General features: G+C 34.8%; 15 protein-coding genes and 3 pseudogenes. 12 read left to right on the top strand and 6 right to left on the bottom strand.

The window, feature by feature from the left end:
- Window positions 1-10 precede the first annotated feature (10 nt).
- Both lon and WBM_RS05920 read left to right on the top strand, forming a co-directional pair.
- Window positions 11-2,422 (top strand): endopeptidase La, encoded by a 2,412-nt coding sequence (gene lon, locus WBM_RS03300; RefSeq protein ID WP_011256749.1) that lies wholly within the window; start codon window positions 11-13, stop codon window positions 2,420-2,422.
- A gap of 497 nt (window positions 2,423-2,919) precedes the next feature.
- Window positions 2,920-3,129 (top strand): hypothetical protein, encoded by a 210-nt coding sequence (locus WBM_RS05920; protein WP_011256748.1) that lies wholly within the window; start codon window positions 2,920-2,922, stop codon window positions 3,127-3,129.
- Between the two features lie 242 nt (window positions 3,130-3,371).
- On the opposite strand, the gene surE is transcribed toward WBM_RS05920, so the two are convergent.
- The gene (gene surE, locus WBM_RS03290; protein WP_011256747.1) at window positions 3,372-4,124 is read right to left on the bottom strand and encodes a 5'/3'-nucleotidase SurE; all 753 of its coding nucleotides are present in this window, start codon (window positions 4,122-4,124) and stop codon (window positions 3,372-3,374) included.
- Between the two features lie 201 nt (window positions 4,125-4,325).
- On the opposite strand from surE, the gene ligA reads away from it, so the two are divergent.
- The 5 genes and pseudogenes from ligA to WBM_RS03265 form a co-directional block, all read left to right on the top strand.
- The gene (gene ligA / locus WBM_RS03285; RefSeq protein ID WP_011256746.1) at window positions 4,326-6,377 is read left to right on the top strand and encodes an NAD-dependent DNA ligase LigA; all 2,052 of its coding nucleotides are present in this window, start codon (window positions 4,326-4,328) and stop codon (window positions 6,375-6,377) included.
- Window positions 6,378-8,287: 1,910 nt separating this feature from the next.
- A pseudogene (locus tag WBM_RS06965) lies at window positions 8,288-8,888 on the top strand (CADD family putative folate metabolism protein).
- A gap of 1,033 nt (window positions 8,889-9,921) precedes the next feature.
- Entirely contained in the window at window positions 9,922-10,038 is a 117-nt protein-coding gene (locus WBM_RS06460) for a dihydropteroate synthase (RefSeq protein WP_225416101.1), read from the top strand.
- Window positions 10,039-10,384: 346 nt separating this feature from the next.
- The gene (locus WBM_RS06455) at window positions 10,385-10,549 is read left to right on the top strand and encodes a dihydropteroate synthase (RefSeq protein ID WP_225416171.1); all 165 of its coding nucleotides are present in this window, start codon (window positions 10,385-10,387) and stop codon (window positions 10,547-10,549) included.
- Window positions 10,550-10,722: 173 nt separating this feature from the next.
- Window positions 10,723-10,952: pseudogene (locus WBM_RS03265) on the top strand (dihydrofolate reductase); the annotation flags it as partial.
- 476 nt (window positions 10,953-11,428) lie between these two features.
- Here WBM_RS03265 and WBM_RS03255 read toward each other — a convergent pair.
- Both WBM_RS03255 and WBM_RS03250 read right to left on the bottom strand, forming a co-directional pair.
- Complete coding sequence (locus tag WBM_RS03255; RefSeq protein WP_011256745.1) at window positions 11,429-12,250, bottom strand: SDR family oxidoreductase; 822 nt, start codon at window positions 12,248-12,250, stop codon at window positions 11,429-11,431.
- A gap of 5 nt (window positions 12,251-12,255) precedes the next feature.
- Window positions 12,256-12,900, bottom strand: coding sequence for an alpha/beta hydrolase (locus WBM_RS03250; protein ID WP_041571575.1), 645 nt, complete (start codon window positions 12,898-12,900; stop codon window positions 12,256-12,258).
- Window positions 12,901-13,053: 153 nt separating this feature from the next.
- Between WBM_RS03250 and WBM_RS03245 the strand changes: the two genes are divergently transcribed.
- Entirely contained in the window at window positions 13,054-13,353 is a 300-nt protein-coding gene (locus tag WBM_RS03245; protein WP_011256743.1) for an ETC complex I subunit, read from the top strand.
- Between the two features lie 540 nt (window positions 13,354-13,893).
- Window positions 13,894-14,730: pseudogene (locus WBM_RS03240) on the top strand (Rpn family recombination-promoting nuclease/putative transposase).
- A gap of 65 nt (window positions 14,731-14,795) precedes the next feature.
- Here the strand turns inward: WBM_RS03240 and WBM_RS03235 are convergent.
- From WBM_RS03235 to WBM_RS03225, 3 genes are read right to left on the bottom strand one after another with little or no spacing between them, the layout of a single operon-like run.
- Window positions 14,796-15,410 carry an SCO family protein gene (locus tag WBM_RS03235; protein ID WP_011256742.1) on the bottom strand — a complete coding sequence of 205 codons (615 nt, stop codon included), beginning with the start codon at window positions 15,408-15,410 and terminating at the stop codon, window positions 14,796-14,798.
- A gap of 44 nt (window positions 15,411-15,454) precedes the next feature.
- A complete protein-coding gene (dnaQ, locus tag WBM_RS03230; protein ID WP_011256741.1) occupies window positions 15,455-16,150 on the bottom strand; it encodes a DNA polymerase III subunit epsilon in 696 nt (231 codons plus the stop codon).
- A 12-nt stretch (window positions 16,151-16,162) separates the two neighbouring features.
- The gene (locus WBM_RS03225; RefSeq protein WP_011256740.1) at window positions 16,163-16,819 is read right to left on the bottom strand and encodes a Tim44/TimA family putative adaptor protein; all 657 of its coding nucleotides are present in this window, start codon (window positions 16,817-16,819) and stop codon (window positions 16,163-16,165) included.
- 158 nt (window positions 16,820-16,977) lie between these two features.
- Here WBM_RS03225 and secB point away from each other — a divergent pair, with 158 nt between their 5' ends.
- The 3 genes from secB (at window position 16,978) to putA (ending at window position 23,523) form a co-directional block, all read left to right on the top strand.
- Entirely contained in the window at window positions 16,978-17,481 is a 504-nt protein-coding gene (gene secB / locus WBM_RS03220) for a protein-export chaperone SecB (protein ID WP_011256739.1), read from the top strand.
- A gap of 158 nt (window positions 17,482-17,639) precedes the next feature.
- Complete coding sequence (acnA, locus tag WBM_RS03215; RefSeq protein ID WP_011256738.1) at window positions 17,640-20,243, top strand: aconitate hydratase AcnA; 2,604 nt, start codon at window positions 17,640-17,642, stop codon at window positions 20,241-20,243.
- 139 nt (window positions 20,244-20,382) lie between these two features.
- Window positions 20,383-23,523 carry a bifunctional proline dehydrogenase/L-glutamate gamma-semialdehyde dehydrogenase PutA gene (gene putA / locus WBM_RS03210; RefSeq protein WP_011256737.1) on the top strand — a complete coding sequence of 1,047 codons (3,141 nt, stop codon included), beginning with the start codon at window positions 20,383-20,385 and terminating at the stop codon, window positions 23,521-23,523.
- Window positions 23,524-23,555 lie beyond the last annotated feature (32 nt).

Below are 23,555 nucleotides of genomic sequence, written 5' to 3'. Positions count from 1 at the left end.
GACATGTATTATGAAAGTTGAATGTGCTGTAGATTCTGGTTTTGCTACATTGCCAGTATTGCCTTTAAGAGATGTAGTAATTTTTCCAAATATAGTGGTGCCTTTATTTATAGGCAGGGAAAAATCTATTAGCGCACTAGAGTATGCAATTAATAATCGCAGTCGTCAAAATGAGATTTTTCTCGTAGCACAGCAAGATGGCTCTATTGATAACCCAGAGCCAAAAGATCTGTATGAAGTAGGTGTGTTGGCAAATATTGTGCAACCCTTGATAAAATTACCTGATAATGCAGTAAAAGTTGTAATCCAAGGAGTGAGCAGGGGGAAAGTTATAGAGTATATTGACTCTCATGCTTTACTACAAGCTAGGGTAGAGTTAGATAGTTATCATGAGTATGAGGAAAGTGAGGATAATGTTGACCTGGAAGCTTTAAGGCGAGCTGTTATAAATGCGTTTGATAGCTGGTGTAAACTAAACAAAAAAAATCATCCTGAAATTATTGTTAATCCCGTCGAGCAGATCAAAAAAATTGATCAGCTTGTAGATACGGTAATCTCATATTTAAGTATAAAAGCATCAGATAAACAAAGTATACTTGAAACTTATAGCTTGGAAGAGCGTTTAAAAAAAGCTTTTGCCTTTATTGAAAGAGAAATAAGTATTTTGAATGCGCAAAACCGTTTATATAAAACAATTAAATCACAAGTTGAAAGTACTCAGAAAGTTTACTACCTTAATGAGCAGTTGAAGGCCATACAGAAAGAATTGGGTGAATTTGAGAATGGAGAGGAGGGAAATATAATAAATGAATTTGAAAAAAAGATAAATGAAATAAAGCTTTCCCAGGAAGCAAGGGAAAAAGCTATGACTGAGTTAAAGAGATATAAGAAAATGAATCCCATTTCTCCTGAAGCTACGGTTATATCTAATTATCTATATTGGTTGCTTGATCTACCATGGGGAAAGTATAAAGATGCGAAAATTAATTTAAATGCAGCTAAAAAGATCTTAGATGAAAATCATTATGGCATAGAAAAAGTAAAAGATAGGATAATAGAGTTTTTAGCAGTATTAAAGAGAGTAAAAGAGATAAAAGGTCCTATACTTTGCTTGGTTGGACCACCTGGTGTTGGTAAAACTTCTTTAGCTAAGTCTATGGCAAGAGCGGTAGGTAGAGATTTTGTTCGCATAGCTCTTGGTGGTGTACGTGACGAATCTGAGATACGTGGCCATAGAAAAACTTACATTGGTTCAATGCCTGGCAAAATCATTCAGCATATGAAAAAAGCTAATTCGTGTAACCCGCTTTTTTTGCTTGATGAAATAGATAAGATGGGTTCTGATTCGCGTGGTGACCCTGCATCTGCATTGCTTGAAGTTTTAGATACTGAACACAATAAGCACTTTACTGATCATTACTTAGAAGTTGAATTTAATCTTTCGAGTGTAATGTTTGTAGCTACAGCAAACAGCTTAAATTTGCCACACCCTTTGCGTGATAGGATGGAGATTATACAATTGTCTGGTTATACTGAGGATGAAAAAATCAATATTGCTAAATATCATCTAATTCCCAAATTAAAAAAAGAGCATGGCTTACGTCAGAGAGAATGGGGCATAACTAATGATGCACTATATGAGTTAATACGCTTATATACACGTGAAAGTGGTGTCCGTAGTATGGAAAGGGAGCTTGCAAAGCTCATGAGAAAAGCAGTTAAAGAAATATTGGCAGGTCAAAATAAGAAAATATCTGTAGGAGTTGATAACTTACAAGATTATTTGGGAGTGCGTAAATACACCTTTGGTATTGCAGAAAAAGATAGCTTAGTAGGGGTAGTAACTGGACTTGCCTATACTGAAACAGGTGGTGATATTTTAATGATAGAATCAGTCCTGATTCCAGGCAAGGGGGAAATAAAATACACAGGAAAGCTTGGAGAGGTTATGCAAGAATCTATAAAGGCTGCATATAGTTATGTTCGATCAAATTGTCTATTTTTTGGTATAAAACCTGAAAAGTTCAAAAATAATGATATACATTTACATCTACCTGAGGGTGCTGTACCAAAAGATGGTCCTTCTGCTGGTAGTGCAGTATGTACATCCATTGTTTCTCTTATGACAAATATACCGATTAACAAGAATGTTGCTATGACAGGTGAGGTAACATTACGTGGTAGAGTTTTAGCTATTGGAGGTCTGAGAGAAAAGTTACTTGCGGCGCTCAGAGGATCAATCAAGACTGTGATTATACCTGGCGAAAATGAAAAGGATATGCAAGAAATTCCAGCAAATATTAAAAAAGAGATCAACGTAGTTTTTGTTAAGAACATTGATGAAGTTATAAAAATTGCTTTAATACGACCTACTATTCCAATTGAAAGCGATAATGGAAGCAGTGCACTTTTTTCCCTATAAAAAATAAAAAAGATGATTTTCCTGGATTATAGAAATACTCAAGTGTTGAAATATTGCTATATTTGAATACATAGGAGTTTTTACTAATAGACAGTGTAGGTATTCTGCTATTAATTGTTACGTTCCTGGGTAATTTGGTTTATTGCCCTTTTTGTAAAAATATTACTAATTTTTTACCGCTTTTTCTGGGTAAGATCAAAATAAGTAGTTAAATTTTATCTTGTATTGTTTTTATGTTTATGATATATTTATTATATGTTAATATTTTATAATTAGGATGAAAATTTAATTATTTTATATACATTGTTTACTTCTTTTTTTGTCTAGCCATGCTTTGGAGTTGATTGGATTAGAGATAGGGTCTACTGTGATGTGCCTCTATATCATAATGACTTTTTTGTAGCTGATATCGTCTATCATTATACAGGCATCACTAAAGTTTCAATTGGAGCTTAGGCATTATGCTCTGCTTATGATTCTACAGAAAAGGATCTGAAGTGGGATTTCTTGCAAAATTACATTATAACTATAAGATTAAAGGTACAGATATCGCTCTATATATTACTGCTAGAATAGGTATTACTGGAATCAAGCAATCTTACAAAAAATTTACAGATAATGATATTTTTTTCGCTTATCAGATAAGCTCTGGTATTAATCTTCCACTTTCTTTAAAGACAAGTATTTTTGCTGGTTATAGGTTATAGAAACTGCAAAAACTTTCTCACAGTGTAGAACTTGGGATAAGGTTTAATCTTAGTGTATGGTTCCAGGGTGTGAGGTGTTATATAATAAGTGAGAAAATTGTGATACTTCTTCCTTTAGTTGCTCAAAAACCTAATTATACCTGCCAAATGCCTCAATTCGCACCTAAAAGGTGCGAAGTAGGAGGTTATTATGTCTGACTACCATATGTTATTCAACTAATAAAAGATTTGCAAATGTTTTTTCAATTAACTATAGAAGAAAATTCCTCTGCATAAGAATTTTTCATAGCATTCAGTGTATCATAATCTGTAAAATCTAATTTTATTGGTGTAATGGTAATAAATCCTTCTTTGATTTTGCCTACACTACCGCTACCTAAATGTTCTCGAGACCAATTTAAACTTAAAGAACCGTCCGGATTTTCAGTGAAAGTTAAGTCTCCATCAATGTTGTATTCACCTTGTTCAGCAAATTCTACTCCTTTTACTTTTTCTGTAGCGGAAAAATTTATGCTCATCGCTATATTTTTAGGCCAGCCAACCTTAACTAGTTTAGCAATAACCTTTGGGGCAAAAATCTTTGTATTGTACCAGTTTATTCCACCATGGTATGCTTGACTTAGCGCAATAGAAGGTATAGATCTTGCAGCACCTTCCATTACAGCGCCGATTGTTCCTGAATAACAAACATCATCTCCAACATTTGACCCAATGTTTACTCCAGATAATACTAAGTCTGGCTTTTTATCCATAATCTTATTTAGTGCGATAATTACACAATCTGCAGGGGTGCCAGACACACTGAACTCCCTTTCATTGTGTTGGTTTATTCTAATAGACTGCTTCACTGGATGATCAAGAGATCTTGCTGCTCCACTTCTATCAGTATCTGGTGCCACTATCCAGATTTCTGATGCGAAATTTCGTGCAACCTCTTTAAGTAATTTTATTCCTTCACTTTCGAAACCGTCATCATTTGTTATTAATATAATCATATAAAATTTTGTATAGTTCCAAAGTTATGATAAATAATTCCGGTCATCAATTGCAAATAAATATATCACTCTTAAGCCGTTTAATATCTGCAACTTCTTTTGTTGTTTCTCAGTACTTTATCAAGTATCATACGCTGAATTAAAGGAAATTCGCAACTTGACGATGAAGCTAACATGGTATTATATTAATGTAATTTAAGCATGGCTGATTTGGAAAAGATGATAGAAGAGTTTACTAAACTGCGAGATCAGATCAGTTATCATGATGTTTTATATCACCAAAAGAGTAAGCCAGAAATCGCTGATGCTGAGTATGATAAGCTGAAGCAAAAGTTAGTTGAAATGGAAGGACAACTTCCGGGAGCGTGTGTAACACAAGATGGTGTTGGTGCTGCACCTGATGAGAAGTTTTCTAAGATAAAGCATCGAGAACCTATGCTCTCTCTTGAAAATGCTTATGATGAACAAGGTGTAGAGCGATTTTTATCTAGAATAAAGAGGTTTTTAATTGAAGAAGAAATAGAGGTGTTCTGTGAGCCAAAGATTGATGGGTTATCATTTTCTGCAGTTTATGAAGATGGAAGATTTGTCAAAGCTGCAACTCGAGGTGACGGTTTTATAGGAGAAGATGTCACACGCAATGTTGCAACAATAAAAGGCTTTCCCAGATTTTTGCAAGATGTACAAGATAGGTTAGAAGTAAGAGGTGAAATATACATCAATAACAGTGACTTTTTAAAATTAAATAAAGACAACGAATTTGCCAATCCTCGAAATGCAGCTGCTGGTTCTCTAAAGCAATTAGATGTAAGCATTACAGCAAATAGACCGTTGAAATATTTTGCTTATTCTTTGATTGGTGGAAAAGAGAAAAGTCAAAGTGAAGTACTGAATAGGCTTGAGTCACTTGGTTTTTGCGTAAATGAACATCGGTCCTTAACGAACAATCTGAGCGGAATGCTGGAGTTTTATAACAAGGTTTATAATTGCCGCTATAGTTTGGATTATGATATTGATGGAATAGTCTATAAGGTAAATGATTTGATACTACAAAGTCGTCTAGGAAGTACCCATAAAGCCCCGCGCTCAGCACTTGCATACAAGTTTTCTGCAGTTTATGCAAAGACGAAGTTGAACAAAATATTTATACAGGTGGGTAGGACAGGAGTATTAACTCCAGTTGCAGATTTAATACCAGTCAATATTGGCGGAGTGCTAGTAAGTAGGGCAAATTTGCATAACCAAGATGAAATAAAACGTAAAGACGTAAGAGAAGGAGATATTGTAACAATCAAGAGAGCAGGGGACGTGATTCCCCAAATTGTTAGAGTAGATAAAGGTTCTCGTCACGCAGATGCACCTGGATTTGTATTTCCTGAGATATGCCCTGAATGTGGTGGTAAAGTGCAAGCTGAAGGAGCGGCAATAAGATGCTCTGAGGAATTAACCTGTAAAGCTCAAATAATAGGAAAATTAAGTCATTTTGTATCGAAAGGTGCATTTGATATTTTTGGCCTTGGTGAAAAACAGATAAAGTTTTTTTATGACCTTGGTCTAATAAAACAAATTCCCGATATTTTTAACTTAGAAGAAAGGTTGAATGAGTTTAGTCTAAAAGAACAGCCTGATTGGGGCGAGAGGTCAATAGCTAATTTATTAAATGCTATACAAAACAGAAGGGTAATAACTCTAGATAGGTTTATATTTTCTTTAGGTATTAGATTTATTGGCCAAGTTGCAGCAGAATTGCTTGCAAATTATTATGTTTCTTATAATAACTGGTATAATTCGATGATAAAACTGTTATCAAATGATGCTGAAGTGGGTGTAGGTGGCGTAGAGAAGAAAATAGCCAAGTCTTTTAGTGATGAGCTAGTAGGTATAGATGGCATAGGGGAAAAAGTGGCTGAGTCTTTGAAATCTTTTTTTTCTAAAGAACATAACATCAAAATGTTGAAGGATCTTACTGATTATCTTCAAATCCTTTCTGTGAACTCCAACTCTAGTAATTCTGTTTTAAATAATAAAGTCATAGTGTTTACCGGTAAACTACTTACTATGAGTAGAGGAGAGGCGAAAGTGAGAGCCAAAGCTCTAGGAGCAAAAGTCAGCTCAAATCTTTCTGCTAAAATTGACTACCTAGTTGCAGGAGAAAAACCAGGAAATAAGTACAAAAAAGCAGTGGAATTAGGTGTAGGAATTTTGAATGAAGACCAGTGGTACAGAATGATAAATTCGGAAGTGTCCGAATAACCATACCTTTTAGGTAGTACACGAGTTTTAATATCAATTTCTATAGATAAGTAAGGCTAATTGCCGATTATAGGCACTCTTTATTAACTTGTTATCTTATTTCTAGGGTTTAGTGCAACATTATAAATCATACAAGGGTTCTCTTATTGGGGGTAGACCTGCTTCTCTAGCATTAGATCTCTTACATAGTTTTTGGTAGTGCATTAGGCATATAACAACGTTATTAAAGACGAAAAAACTACTTGGCAAGCCTCGCAGCCCCTTATCGTGATACTGAGGCTAATCATTTATCTTTGCAATCTGTACAGGTTAATGAAAAAAAGCTTAGGGTATTGGGTATCATATTTAATTTTTTGCACTATGTGCACCTTATACCTTTTATATGTCTGATTTTTACCCATACAAGCCGAAACGCGCTTATAAAGCGTTTAAGAAAGTAGAAAATGCTTAATTGACAAGGGAGAATGTGAATACTAGCTACCTCGGGGTTCTCTTGCCTTTTTTTATTTAATAAATTTCTTAATATTTATAGCTGAAGCAGTTCAAGGGCACACAAAAAACGCCAATTTTAAAATTTTAATTTGGGTTATGTAAGAAGTCACGCATGAGTTCTTTTTTGATGAATCTGAAATATTTACTTCTGACATCTAGTTTATATGTTTGGAATAAATTTTGGATTCTTGTTCTTGTGTGAGTCTTTCTTTTGCATGCCCTTGATTGAGTGAACCTTCCTTTCAAAATAGTTATCTGTGAGTTCTAAAAAGAGTGAAATCAGCTTAGGGAGAGTGTAGTTATGTTTATTTGATGAATGTAACTCTGTAATTAGAAAAAAGTGAATGTTGTTGTTTTAATAGGTAGTAATGATAAAAACTTATTCGGCGTTTTTTTGTTACTCCAACTTTAGGTTCAGGATTTTTTGCTCTGGGTATTTCAGGTAAGTTAGTATTCTCTATGAGAAACTCTTTGTAATTGTTCAAAACCTTCAAAATTTTTCTTTTTTCTGATAGTCTTTTTTTCTATATCAGCAATTTTAGCACCTATAGCTGCCTGTTGACTTATAAGTCTGTCGTTTTCTAAATTGAACAAATTGTGTATGGAGTAATGTCATTAGTTGTCGTGTGTGGCTTAAAATGCTACCCAAAACACTTAAGTACAAATTCTATTATAGGGGGAAATGGCTATTTAGGTTTTGATATGTGTAATAAATTAACTAAAAGTTTTTTAAGTGAGCTGAAGGATTTATTAATAATGCACCTTAAATGGATATTGTCATCTTTAAACTTTTTATAAACCTCAGCAGCTGTCGGTCTTCCAGTGCAACTACCATATAACACTATGTTGTCTGAACGAATGCCTCGTTTTAAAAGATCTGAAATAACTTCGATACCTGTATTTACTCGATCTACCCATTTAAAGAATGGCCTTTGCTTTTTCCAGAACCAGGAAAATTAATGAAGTGAACATCCATACCTGCTTCGACGCGGTTCAATTCAATTCGCTTTTATCTTCGTCTGATTCTTTTGCGGAAGTATATGTAAGTTCTGAGAAATAAACTATATGCTTTTTCTTTCTGTTATCTACATTGCTCTTTGGGTTCAACATCACTATCTTTTGAATCCACATCCCGTTTTGAACTTCTATAAACTCTTTCCTAGTTTTTATTGTGTTTTCTTTTATTGCTTTCGTTTCATACTTCCTATCATACTAATTTAGTAATATATAAAATTTTGAAAAAAGTCAATCTTTATTAAAAAGTCAACTTTTTATGTACCTATTTTTATGTCTATCGAAATTACAAGCTAGATTTAAGCTTGTAATAGTAAGAACTGGTATAATATCTCTTGACATCTAAAAAGCCTGTGAATAGCTTAAAGTAACTTTAGTGTTAATTAAGGAGGGGCTAGGTACTCATTCGGTTATTTAATAAGGAATTAGATAATTTGCACTTATTAAAACATCAGTTTTATCAATCATGGAATGAGGGAAATTTAAGCTTTGAGGCTTTACGGTCTATGCGAAGGAGTATTATCATCATGTTGCTGCGTTTCCTCGTTATATTGGTGGTATACATTCTTTGTGTCCAAATCTTAAAATGCGGTAGGTTTTACTTGGTAGTTTAATATAAGAAGAGCGAAGTGATGAGAATCATCCCGAGTTATGGCAACGTTTTGCTGAAGGTTTTGGTGTTACACAGTCTGATTTTCGTGAAGACGCAAGGAGACAAGAAATTAGTCGATGGTTACTTCGATATCGTACGATCAAACTTTGCAATAGGCCTTGGTGCTCTATATGCCTATGAACGTCAAGCTCTAAAGGTTTCGAAATCTAAAATTGAAGGTCTGAAAAAACACTATTTAATAAATGATGGGCGTTCTTCTCCAATTTTTTACTGTTCATATGGATTCTGATAAGTGGCATTCTGAGGAGTCTACAAACCTTATTGCTGATTTAGATGAGGAGGAACAAGACAAGATTATGCGGAGTGCTAGAAAGGGTGTGAAACTCTTATGAGATTTTCTTGATGGAATGCTCTAAGCGTGCATGCATATTGCTGAAAATTTTACATTGATAAGAGGGAAGGCTTCTTGTAAACAAATGAGCTAACTTCAGGGGTATATGGGTTTTAAAACTATAAAATAAGGAAATGGAGTTAAATATACGAAACCTTTGTGTAACCTACTTGTCCGAAATTTATGGCTTTAGGTTCATTTATGGTATGGTGCAGAAGAGAAATTTCATCTCCAGTTAGTTGGTATTGATATTGATTTTACCTTTAAATCTCCTTGGGCTTACAACTGACCGACTTGAGGATACTGTTTGCTATCTGCAGGTAGTATAGAATATTTAATCTCTCGTTTAGGACAAGCAGTTCAATTTAATCGAGCATTTTACTTGTAGTGTGTATATAATTATTAATAACCTTTGATGTAAAAAAAGCATATTATTTCTTCTGTAAGAGTGACTACTCACAAAGTTGCACCATCCGTTCCAAATGTGCATGTAGGTGTTCTCTTTTTACTTATTGTGATATACTGCAAAAATAAAAAGATAGACTAATGTTTATATTTCTATTGGCTCAAATGTAGGGGGATCGCTTTTCTAATTTACAAAAGGCTGCTTCCTTCTGAAGGAAGGCTGTTTTAAGGATCTAAAATTTTTAATTATTCTGGAAATTAAGGATATTCTACCAAGTGGTGCTCCAGTTGAGTGGGACAAGCCATTTTAAAACATGGTTTTGTATGGAAGTTGTTCTTCTTCTGAAGAGCTATTAAAAGGTCTAAGACAAATTGAGTGTGACAGGCCGTCTACAGGTCTATGAAAAATGGGAACCTCGTCTTATTGGTTTTAATATTTTATTACGGGATGATTTGACACTTGATACGCCCTACCTTAAGATCCCTCATCCAGAATTAATGAATAGACCATTTTTGCTTCACTTGATAGCAATGCTTAATTCTGGGAGTAATGCTCCAGTAATTAGCAAAACATTCAATATATTGCTCATAATATCCCTCATACTCAAAACTGCTTTCTAAAGAGTTTTATGCTTCTACTAAAACTTGTAAGTATCGTCAATGTTACTCCTGATTCATTTTCAGATGGTGGTCTTTATCTTGATGCAGATTATGCAACGAAGCAAGCGCTGCAACTAATACTTTGATGATGCAAGCATAGTTGAATTTGGTGCTCAATCAACAGGACTTGGATCTCCTATGCAGACTCCAAAGGCAGAACATGCATGCTTAAAACCAGTGCTTGATAAGCTTATCACTATATGAAAGCTGACAATATTAAAGTCAGCATTAGTAGTTTATGGCTAGATGTTATTTTGAATACTTTGGAACACTACGACATTACCTGAATAAATGATATCAAAGGAGATCTAGATGATAACACTTTAAAAGCAATTGCTAACTAGTAGATGTGGTATTGTTATTATGCATTCGCTCTCCATACTACCTACATAAGGATACAATTATTTTAGGTGACATGATCCAGCTGATACCATAAATAATTGGGCAGAGAAGGGCATTAAAAGACTACTGGCTCTAGATTTTGATAAAAGTTCGGTAATTATTGATCCTGACATTGGTTTTGGAAAATATCTATATCAGAATATCTCAATTTTACCCAATATAGAGGCATTACAAAAATTTGGCTGCAAAGTTTAGTGGTCATTCTAGGAAGTCATTTATTTCTTCCTTTTCTACAGAACCTGTCTTTAATCGAGATTTAGAAACAATTTCTGCATAATCGATGTTATAAACAAGGTTGATCTTCCTCTGAGTGCATAATGTGCATGATCACATGCGATTTTTGTAACTCAAGCTGCCTTACAGGGATGATGGTTAAAAAAATTATGGGTATTATGGCTATTAATCTCAATGGGGTGATGGGAGTAAATAATGAATTGCCTTGGTGTTATCCAAATAAGTTGAAGCATTTTGTCAGGTAACTGACAAACAAGTCATTGTTATGGGAAGAAAGACATTTGAAACAGTACCTCAAAGTTTATTAAAGGATCTTATCCCTGTTGTTTTTTCTTGTAACAAGTTAAATTCTTGTTTTAATAGATGTGAACCACAATCCTTACGATCTCTACCTGACAATTAAAGATGATATCTTGATTCCATCTGCAGGTATTGATGAGTCAAATGGTGACGAAATGTACATTCTATATCTAAAAGATGTTCAAAAAGTGGCTGTATTGATATAGAAAACTATCTCAAGACAAAACATTGCATAAAATATCTTGTTATCTTGATTACAGATAGTAACGTAACACCTACGCGTCGTGGAGTTACAGCTACCGCTCTTGTTTGGTGTAGGTTTGAACCGCTTATTCTTATATAGGCAACCCGAATCTTTATAATCAACCACTTAAGGTGATACAAGTCAATCTTCTTGATGCACTGGCAACATCTGCTGTTTTAGTTATAGGGGAAGGGGCAGAACAAACATCAATGGCAATTATTGAGATGCACCAAAGGATTTGCTTTCTTATTCATCCATCAACTGAAAAGTATTAAGATGTCGATGAAAAAAGACTTTTATTCTCCTCTTTCTATAGGAGCTTGTTGGTTAGAAATTAGATTTTCCAACCCCACTTTATAGTTAGGGTAAACTAGAGAGATACCAAGATCTCTTTTGACTTTAATATTACTTACTTTTTTCGAGCCTAAATAAAAACTCTGTGCATGATCAGGCAGGGAAGAAATCTCTACTGGCTCTGGAACGCTAACATTCAAAAGCTCGGCTGCATATGCTACCACTTCGGATTGCGTAGCAGGTAAATCGTCTGCACAATTGTATATTTCACCAGGTTTTATATTTTGCATGGAAGAGAACAGGATATTTGATATGTCTTCAACGTGAATACGAGAAAAAAAATGTCCTTCTTTTTGTACATTTCTTGCTTTATTAAGCTGTAAATCAACTAGTACGTTTCTACCAGGACCGTATATTCCAGTCAAGCGGAAAATGTGTACAGGTAACTTACTATTCAGCCACTTTTTTTCGGCTCTAAGGCGGCTTTTCCCTCTGCTTTCTATAGGTTTTGTTTCAGATTCTTCTTTAACCCAGTTACCAGCATGATCACCATAGACACTAGCTGCAGACAAATAGCCAAGCCATTTGGTATTTTGAAAGTAATGACCATATCTCTCCAGCGCATCATCACCATCTGGTGGAATAGAAACTAAAACATGCGTTACGTCTTGAAACGTATCCTTATTTACTTTATCATAATTAAAAAAATTGGTATTATGTACGTCTTGATTTCTTGAAGTGCCGCTAACTTTCCAACTTAAACTTAGTAATTTTTTTGATAGAAACCTAGCCACATATCCATAACCAAAGCAAAATAAGTGCATAGAAATTATTTTTTGAAATTTTTCTTAATAAATTCTACACCTAATTTTATTCCTTCTTTATTAATAAGATGTCCCAGTGTGCGAATTGGGTATCCTTCAACATTTACCCCATTTTCTTTTAGGGCTTTTACCGTCAAGTCAAAAAAAGAGAAAGGTACCACATTGTCAGCGTCGCCATGGATAACACACACGTTAGGTCTTGATTTAATCTTAGGTGCAACTCTTGAAGGTGAAAGAAACTTACCAGAATATGCAACAACTGATGCACAACACTGAGGGCGGGTAAGGGCTGTATGTATTGCAAGCATTGCTCCTTGAGAAAATCCAACTAAAGAAAGTTGTGTATCTTTCAAGCTAAACTCTTTTAACTTCGTGTCAATAAAATGATTTACTATCGATGCAGCATTCTTTACTCCATTATATAATACTTCTTCACTGCGGTCTTCTAAGCTGAACCATTGGTAACCGTTGCCTATTTCTCTTTTAGACGGAGCATTGGGTGCTACAAAACATGAATTGGGTAAAGACTTACTCATAACTTTAGCGAGATGAACGAAATTATTGCCACTTGATCCCCGGCCATGTAAACAAACAATCAAATTTTCCCTACTTCTATCTGTGCAAATTTCTGGACCTTTAAGTTCAATCATTTCTTTTCTTTTTGTATCTGTACTCCTATTTAACACTGATTTTTTAATTTGTAAAAACTATATTGATGCAATTATAAAGAGAAAGGTAAATCGTGCTAATTACTTGTGCGAGGATTTATTTAGAGATATATTTCAGTTTATTTAATAAGAACTATGGGCATTGATGGTAAAATAATTTTTAGGATTTATAAACCAACAAGAACTGCAACACAGTCTGGTTTGGGCAATACGCGTTTTTGGTATCTAAAAATTGAGCCTGAGTCTTACTATATTGAACCTCTGATGGGGTGGGTTGGCTCAAAAAACCCAAAAAAACAGATTGTGCTAAAATTTGATTACCTTGAAAAAGCAGTATTATATGCAGAAAAGTGCGGTATTAAATATATAATTGAAATGCCAAAAGATGTTAAGAGACGTCCGAAATCTTACGCGAGTAATTTCACACCAAAGTAAGTTTTATGGTGTAGTAGCTTAGGTTCTACAGATACTCTTAAAATGATGTTATCCAAATAGCTCATAGAAATGCAAAAAAACTACTTGACAAACCTTGCAGCCCTATAGCACTAAAGGTATTCAGTTATCTTTAATCTGTGCAGGTTAAATGACAAATTATTACGTAGTTGGCGTCTTATATTTAATTTTTTGCACTATATGTACCTTATGCCTTCACAACATCTAGGTTTTTACCTATATAAGTTGAAACTTGCTTATAAAGTGTTTAGGACAGTGTAATATGCCAATTTGCAGGATTAGAGAGTAAATATTATCTACCACGGGATATCTTTTGCCTTTTTTTCACTTTAGTAAGTTTCTTAAAGTTGTATCTATTCTAATGTAGCAGAAAGAAACATTATGAAGGCTTTAAAAAAAAGCCTACTTTTCACCATTTAGCACACCCTATCTTCTGGGAATGGCTATGAGATAACGATTTCAAACGTAAAGAAGTTGAATATTTGTGCAGAATAGTGTATAATTTTCTTAATTGCGTTTACTGTGGTTTTTTCAAAGTTTTTTGATCCGAAAAATGGTTTCGCGTTCTATCATATCTTTAGTACTAAGAAAAATAGAGATATTCTCATTCATTTTTTTAATGATATTCTAGGTCTCACTGGTGAAGCTGAAGTAAAGGATGTAAACTTTTTAAGTCACGTTCAAAATCCTGGAATTGCTGCTAAAAAAGAGAGTATTGTCGATGTACTATACAGGGATTCTACAGGTGTTCAATTTATTTGCGAAATGCAGGTCACTAAAATCACTAGCTTTTAAAAACGCGCACGATATTGTACTGCCAAAACTTATTTAAGTCAAGCTGATGTAGGTAAACAATATCAAGATCTTAAAGAAGTTATCTTTATTGCTATTACTGATTTTATTCTATTCTCTAACAAATTAGCCTACAAATCAGGTTACGTTACTCTTGATCAGATTACTTATGAACATGATCTGAAGGACTTTAGTTTTACTTTCATAGAATTACTGAAATTTCCAAAAACAAAAGAGGGCCAATTAGAAAATGTAGTTGAAAAGCGGTGTTATTTCTTTAAGTATGCAAGCGAGAGCAGTGAAGGGAGTTTAGAAAGAATAATAGGAAGTGATGTAATTATTAGTAGAGCTTATAATGAATTGAACAGATATAATTAAAGTGAAGAAGAGCAATTTGCGTGTGATCAAGCTAAGAAACATGCCGATAATTATCTTTCTTGCCTTGAACAAGAGTTCAACGAAGGAAAGATTGAAGTTGCAAAAAATCTACTTAAAGCTAGCATATCTATCAAGTTAATAACTGAATCTACTAATCTTCCTCAAGCCGAAATTGCACAACTCAGATAAGAAGTCACTAATTGATCTGCGTGAAATTGCGATTTGCAGGTGATGTTATTCCGGGCGGAAGAAATCTACAGTTCATTTATATATTTTTTAATCTCAGCTGCAATTTTATCTGATTGACTTTCATCCGAATTTAGATCGGCTGCAAAGTGTGTAACATACTTTCCCCCAGGACCAATGAGATATATTATTGAAGAATGATTGATTCCCTCTTCTCCACCAACTTTGCTAGTGTATACTTTATAATTTGCAATTACCTCATCTATTTTTTTTCTTTCACCAGTTAACATTTGTATCCTATAGTCAAATTGCTGTTGAAATTCTTTGAGTTTTTCTGTGCTATCGCATTCAGGGTCAACTGTTATGAAAAATGTTTGTAGCTTGTCACTGGTTTTCTCATCTAGTTTTGCAAGTGTTTCTGAAATTATCCCAAGATTCATAGGACAAATCTTTTTACATGAAGAAAACCCGAAGAAAATCATCATATACTTATCTTTAAAATCATTACTGCGTATAACCTGCCCATCTTGATTGATTAAAGAAAAATCTCCTCCTATTTTAACTTCTGCGTTGTGAATTACTGCTGGAGCAAATATGCCTTTTTTAGTGAAATAACAATAGCCGAGAAAAATGACTGATAATGCTACTAATATACTAGATAATAACCTTACAAACTTTATCATTGGAACACCTTGGATAAAATGAGATTATATCTTCATTAATTAATTTATTCAATACGTTCTTTCCAAAGTGGATTGTCAATTTTACCTAACAATTTCCTATGTTCATTAATTTCTTCATTACTTGGTGAATGTTCTCTGCAAGTTAAATTACGCACTTTATGCTGAATAAATGCAGAGTTATGATCTTGCTTGCATTCATTGTCAAACAGAAAAGTTTGTAATCCTCCTGTAAGTTCAACGTACACCTTTGCAAGCAATCCAGCATCAGTTAGTGCTCCGTGCAATTCTCTATTCTCTAATGATATATCAAAACGCTTACATAATGCACTTAAAGAAGCGGGTGACCCTACAAACTTCTTTCTTGCAAGTGGCAATGTATCTAGCACTCTATCTGAAGAAATTAACCTAGCGTTCAACTTGCCTAACTCCATGTTAAGGAACTTAATATCAAATTCAGCGTTGTGAATTATCAAAATATCACCAGATATGAAATCAAGAAATTCAAATACAACATCCGAAAATAACGGTTTATCTTCTAAAAATTCTTCACTAATGCCATGAATTTTAAATGAATGGTAAGGTATATCTCTTTCTGGATTAAGATACTTATGAAATACCTTGCCTGTTGGGATACGGTTGATTAATTCCACACATCCTATTTCAATAATGCGATGGCCGGATTCAATGTCAAGGCCGGTTGTTTCAGTATCAAGTACTATTTCGCGTAATTTATTTTCCATATTAAATAAAATTTAATTATACTTTCCGTTCGTTTTACTATCATCTGCTTTTTTATAATTTATGGAAGTAAGCAACCAGCTTGGGTTTGATGAGGTAACATTCTTTTTAAATTGCCATACATCCTCAACTTTATTGATAGTGGATGTGCTACCTGATATGACATCCCCCTTGTCGTTCTTGACAAAATTAATTTGTTCTGAAAGAAAATATACTGCAATAAATACTACATTTTTTACTAGTTTTATTTCTAAAATCTTTTGTGAAACGATAGAGACAATTATAGACTCGTATATCTCTTTACGTTGTTTAATCTTCCCTGCAAAGTTATTATATAAGTCTTTATCTAAGAGAGGTTTTAACTGAGATAAATTCCCTTGGTTAAAATATTTTATTATTAATTCGAAAACTACGCCTGAACCTTCCATAAAATGGGAAATGGAGAAATCTTTGTTTTTTTGTAATATTTGCTCGTAAGTAGCTTTTATTGGATCTTTATCGTTGCTATCAATGTAATCTTCAATATTCTCTACTACATCTTCTCTGACTTGGCTTATATCCAGTACACTAGTCAGTTTTTTTAGGTTGAGGCTTGTTGATCTTCCTAAAGAATTGTATAAACGTGAAAAAACGAATGCAGCTAGTAAAGCATATATTACGAGTTCTATCATAGTAACTCAACTCCTTAGTATACAAAATATCTTAACATTGTTAATGAAGATGTGCTTATCCTGTACTAATCTATAATTAGATTTGCTATTAACTTGTAAATGGTTTATTGTACAAGAAAGTATTAAATGCTTCAACTTAATTATAGGGAGAGTAGGAAATGTCACAACAAAAAATGAGAATTCACAATCAATATGTTAAAGATCTATCGCTTGAAAACCCAAATTCACCATTCCTTTCTCTAAAAGAAGTTCCCAATATTGATGTAATGGTTAATGTCAATTCAGTGAAATTAGAAGGATCTGAAGGTACAGAAGGGGAAAGTGAAGAAAAGTCTTTCCATGAGATTACTTTGCATATAGAAGCTAAAGCGATGATAAAAGATGAAAACATAAAAGATGGTGTTGCTTTCATCTGTGAAACAAAATACTGTGGTATTTTTTCAGTAGAAAACTTTGCGGAGCTGAGTACAGAAGAGGTAAATCGAGCCTTATTTATTGGCGGGCCTACTTTTCTTTTCCCTTTCGCACGAGAAGTAATCGCAAGAGTTACAAGCAGTGGTGGATTTCCCCCACTGATGCTAGATCCTATAGATTTTGAAGCCATGTATGAGCAGCAAAGTCGACAACAAAAAAGCAATGCTAGTAATGAAAATTTTAACTGATACAACACTATTTTTGTCATTCCAGTGTCAAAGGTGGTTAACACTGCACACTTGCTATTTTAATGTAACACGGAGAATTTATATAGTTATGTACATGATACCGGAATGACATTATTGTGGATAATGAATACTTTTCACTCAAATAATGATTATGTAAGATGAATAACTCTTTAAATTCAAAAACAACTTTAAACGTTAGCGGAAAGTCATACGGCTACTTCAGTCTTAACGCTGCTAGTAAATTTTTAGGAATAGATCTAGCCAAATTGCCTTGTTCACTTAAGGTATTGCTTGAAAATTTATTGCGTAATGAAGATGAAGTGAACGTAAGGTTAGATGACATAAAAACACTAGCAGGTTGTGTTAAGAAACATGTCAATCACGAAATTAGCTATAAACCAGCAAGGGTATTGATGCAGGATTTTACAGGAGTTCCTGCCATTGTTGATTTAGCCTCAATGCGTAGTTATGTAAAAAAAAAGGGGGGTAATCCAAGTAAAATCAATCCATCTGTGCCTGTTGATCTTGTGATCGACCATTCTGTTCAAGTAGATAGTTATGGAAATACTTCTGCATTTGGTAAAAACGTTGAATTGGAAATAAAAAGAAATTTGGAGAGATATCAATTTTTAAAGTGGGGAGAATCATCATTCACAAATTTTAGAGTAGTGCCACCTGGTACAGGAATTTGTCACCAAGTGAACCTCGAATATTTAGCGCAAGTTGTATGTAACGAAAGTGGAGTTGTGTATCCTGACACCTTAGTAGGTACAGATAGCCACACTACAATGGTTAATGGTTTATCAGTTCTTGGTTGGGGCGTTGGTGGAATAGAAGCTGAGTCCGTGATGATTGGTCAACCGATTAGTATGGTAATTCCAGAGATAGTAGGATTTAAATTAATGGGAAGGCTTCCAGAGGGAGTAACTGCAACTGACCTGGTACTGACAATCACAAATATCTTAAGAGCAAAGGGCGTTGTTGGTAAGTTTGTAGAATTTTATGGTGATGGTTTAGATTACCTATCCTTGGCAGATAGAGCAACTATAGCCAACATGGCTCCAGAGTATGGTGCAACCTGTGGATTTTTCCCAATCGATCAGAAAACACTAGACTATTTAAGCTTAACAGGAAGACCAGAAGGGTTAATCAAATTAGTTGAAGTCTATGCAAAAGAGCAAGGACTGTGGCGCAGCGGTGAAGAATTAGCGTTTTTTGACATATTGGAGCTTGATTTATCAGGTGTAGAGCCAGTAATGGCTGGCCCCAAGAGACCACAGGATAAAGTTTCTCTCTCACAAGTAGCAGAGTCTTTTTCTACATCATTTTCAGTTAATGAATCAAAGGAAAATGATAAGCTTCAAGACGGAAGTGTAGTTATCGCTGCAATAACAAGCTGCACCAATACCTCAAATCCAAGTGTGATGATTGCTGCTGGTCTTATAGCCCGTAAAGCAATAAAATTCGGTATAAAATCAAAACCTTGGGTTAAAACCTCTCTTGCCCCGGGATCACGGGTTGTAACAAAATATTTAGAAAAATCAGGATTACAGAAAAATCTAAATACTCTAGGCTTTAATTTGGTTGGGTACGGTTGTACAACTTGTATTGGAAATTCTGGTCCACTTAATAAAGATATAGAGGACGATATTAAAAACAAAAATTTGACCGTTGCTGCGGTTTTATCCGGTAATCGTAATTTTGAAGGGAGGATCCATCCTTTAGTCAAGGCTAATTACTTAGCATCTCCGCCACTTGTTGTTGTGTACGCACTTGCAGGTACTGTGCAGGTTGACTTAACAAAAGATTCTATATGCAAAGACAAAAATGGAAATAACGTCTATCTCAAAGATATATGGCCAACAAACAATGAAATCGAGGACTGTGTTAGAAGTGTTGTAACGTGTGAAATGTTCATGCAAAAGTATAAGGATGTTTTTTCTGGTGATGAACATTGGCAAAAGATAAAGTATGAGAGAGGTGAAATTTATAACTGGGACACGAAAAGCACTTACATACAAAATCCTCCTTATTTTGATGATTTATTAGCTGGAAATGATAAAGATAATGTAATTGATATAAAAAATGCACGAGTACTAGCAATGTTTGGTGATAGTGTAACCACAGACCACATTTCCCCCGCTGGAAATATTGCCTCAAATAGTCCTGCAGGTATATATTTAAAAAATCTTGGAATTGAACCACAGGATTTCAATTCATATGGGTCTCGTCGTGGTAACCACAACGTGATGATGCGTGGGACCTTTGCTAATATCAGAATAAAAAACGAAATGATTAGCAATGAAGGCGGCTATACAAAACATATTCCTTCTCAAGAGACTATGTCAATTTTTGACACAGCAATGCGTTACAAAGAAGAAGCTGTTCCATTAGTTGTCATTGCAGGGAAAGAGTATGGCGCAGGTTCAAGCAGAGATTGGGCAGCAAAGGGTACTTTGTTGCTAGGAATTAAAGCTGTGATTGCAGAAAGCTTCGAACGCATACACAGATCAAACTTGGTCGGCATGGGTGTTCTTCCGCTTATATTTCAAGGCGGAGTGACCAGAAGGATATTTGATAGTAGTGAGATTATAAGCATAAAAGGTGAAATAGTACCAAGTGGGAATCTAGAATGTATCATTAAAAGAAAAGACAATTCGGAGCAATCAATTCAACTAAAATGCTGTGTACAAACTGCAACTGAGGTGAAATACTTAATGAGCGGTGGAGTGTTAAGTTACATACTTGCACAGTCCTCTTGATTTAGTGAAGTTATCGCAGTAGACAGTAGACTTTTTTAGTTGATCCTAGCCCTTTATATAAATAATAATTTATTCTACGCGAGGTTATGGTATAATTCTACCTTACATATGGTAAAGGGTGTTTTGTAGATAATTATATATGATCAGCTCTATACAAGAACCTAACGAATTAAGAAAACGTTTGCAGGGGTTTTATCGTACTGATGAAAAAAGCTATGCACGTTATCTTGTAGAAAAAATAGAGCTTTCTGCTGATTCGAAAAATAGGATTTACAATATTGCAAAACAAGTTGTTGAAAAAATTAAAGGCAGCAAATTAGATGTCATAGATTCTTTTATGCAGCAGTACTCGCTTTCTAGTGACGAAGGAGTAGCACTAATGTGTCTTGCTGAGTCACTACTTAGAATACCAGATGATTATACGATAGACGAACTAATCAAAGATAAAATTGCCAATCAAGAATGGAGTAAACACTTAGGGCGTTCTTCTTCATTGTTTGTTAATGCTTCTACGTGGAGCTTGATGATAGGAAGTAGTGTATTAAGAGGCAATGAAGAAGGTCCGAGATTCTATCACGTAATTTCTAAACTACTCAAAAATTTTGGAGAGCCAATAATCCGCAAGGCAGTGAAGCAGGCGATGCTGATGCTTGGTAAGCACTTTATTGTTGGAGAAACTATAGAAGAAGCATTGGAGAGTATAAGGTCGGATAGCCATAGCAAATTTTTATGCTCTTTTAGTATACTTGGTGAAGCCGCTCACACAGCTGAGAATGCTGAAGAATATTTTAATTCATATATGCATGCAATAAAAGCTATAGGTGAATCCACTGATACAAGCGATTGTTTTAAGTCACATGGAATTTCAATCAAGTTTTCTTCGTTGCATCCACGTTATGAATTCTGTCAATTCGGTAATATAGCCGGAGAGCTGAAGACTAAGGTATTGGAACTTTGTCATGAAGCAAAAAAGTACAATATTTCATTATGTATAGATGCAGAAGAGTCAGAAAGACTTGAGATGTCATTAGTTTTATTCGAGCAATTGCGTCTTGATGAGTCACTTTCACAGTGGGAAGGACTTGGCTTAGCTGTGCAAGCGTATCAAAAACGTGCTTTGTCTGTTCTTGACTTTGTTGAGGATGTTGCTATTCGATCAAAGCATAAAATTATGGTAAGACTTGTGAAAGGAGCATATTGGGACTCAGAAATCAAGCGCACGCAAGAGTTGGGGTTAAGTAGTTACCCAGTGTTTACTAGAAAAAGCTACACTGATGTATGCTACCTTGCCTGTGCGCGGAAACTTTTGAGTAAGGCAAGTCACTTTTATCCATGCTTTGGAACTCATAATGCTTATACTTTTGCTACTATAGTAGAGCTCGCTGATAAAAATCATCCTGGATTTGAGTTCCAACGCTTACACGGAATAGGTAAGAATTTATATGATTATGCAATGTCAGAACTTGCAACAAGTATCGATTGTCGTATATATGCACCGGTTGGTAAACATAGTGATTTATTGCCATACCTTATTAGACGCCTTCTTGAAAACGGAGCTAATAGCTCATTTGTCAATCAAATAAATGGTTCTGATGTTAAGATTGAAGAGTTAATTTCAGATCCATTAGAAAAAGCTAAAAGCTTAGGGTATGAACCTCACTCAAGCATTCCATTGCCACAAGATATTTTTGGAGAGGAAAGAAAGAACTCCTTAGGAATGGACATTGGTGATTCAGTTACAGTTTCACAATTTGCAAATGATATAAAAGAATTAAGTGGGAAGAAATGGCAAGTTGGACCAATAATTAATGGAGAGTCGCTGTTTGACAGTGCTAAATTTATCGAAGTGGTTAATCCAGCACACTTGGAAAACGTAATTGGGGAAGTGTCAAATACAACTAGCGATCAGGCTTTAAATGCTCTTGAAGTAGCCCATAGTGCTTTTATTAAATGGCAAAATGTTTCAGCAGAAAAGCGTACTGTGTACCTTGAAAAAGCTGCAGATTTGCTTGAAGAAAAGATGAAAGAATTGATTTACATTCTAATTGTGGAAGCAGGGAAAGTTCTATCCGACGCAATAACAGAAGTAAGAGAAGCAGTAGACTTTTTGCGTTACTATGCAATAATAGCAAGAAATGAACTGAGTAATTGGAAAAAACTGCAAGGCCCGACAGGCGAAGATAACTTCATCTTTTTTGAGGGTAGAGGAGTTTTCTTATGCATATCACCGTGGAATTTTCCACTTGCTATCTTCATTGGGCAGGTTTCAGCTGCACTTGCAGCAGGTAATGCAGTACTGGCAAAACCAGCAGAGCAAACGCCGATTATTGCCTATGAAGCTGTTAAGATATTACACGAAGCTGGGATACCAAAAGATGTACTGCATCTTATTCCAGGAGATGGTCAATATTTAGGTAAAGCACTAGTGCCAGATAATAGAATCTCTGGTGTAGCTTTTACTGGTTCAACACAAACTGCTCAAATGATTAATAGAATGCTTGCTAGCAGGAATGGTCCCATTGTGCCATTTATTGCTGAAACTGGCGGATTAAATGCTATGATTGTTGACAGCTCTGCTCTCTTGGAGCAAGTGACTGTAGATGTTCTGCTTTCTGCATTTCGCAGCGCTGGCCAACGCTGTTCTGCGCTTAAGGTGCTATTTATTCAAGAAGATATAGCAGAAAAACAGATAAAAATGATATGTGATGCGGCTCAAGAGTTAAAGGTTGGTGATCCGATACAACTTAGCACTGATATTGGTCCAATAATTGACAAAGCATCTATTGATATGCTGACTAAATATACGGAGAAGATGTCAGGAGATAGGGATTCAAGCCTTTTATCCAAGGTGCCTATGGATACAAATTCTCATAACGGTCATTTCTTTTCTCCATATATTTATGAGATACAAAAGATTTCGCAATTAAAACAAGAAGTGTTTGGCCCTATTTTGCATATCATACGTTTTAATAAGTCGCAATTAAATGGAGTTATAAGTGATATAAATAATACAGGATATGGGCTTACTTTTTCTTTGCAGAGCCGCATACAAAATCAAATCGATTCAATAAGTAGAAAAATATCAGTTGGAAATGTGTACATCAACCGCGATCAGGTGGGTGCAACAGTTGGCGTGCAACCATTTGGCGGTAGAGGACTATCTGGCACTGGACCGAAAGCTGGAGGTCCTAATTATTTGCAGCGTTTTTCTACAGAAAAAGTTGTAAGTGTAAACACTGCAGCATTTGGCGGTAACACTAAACTTATGTGCTTGGATTGATTCACAGATGTCTTTCTCTTTAATAGGATGGA

The organism is Wolbachia endosymbiont strain TRS of Brugia malayi (assembly GCF_000008385.1).
Classification (GTDB): domain Bacteria; phylum Pseudomonadota; class Alphaproteobacteria; order Rickettsiales; family Anaplasmataceae; genus Wolbachia.
Note: the sequence above shows the minus strand (reverse complement) of the source record. Positions and strands in the feature narration are given on the sequence as shown.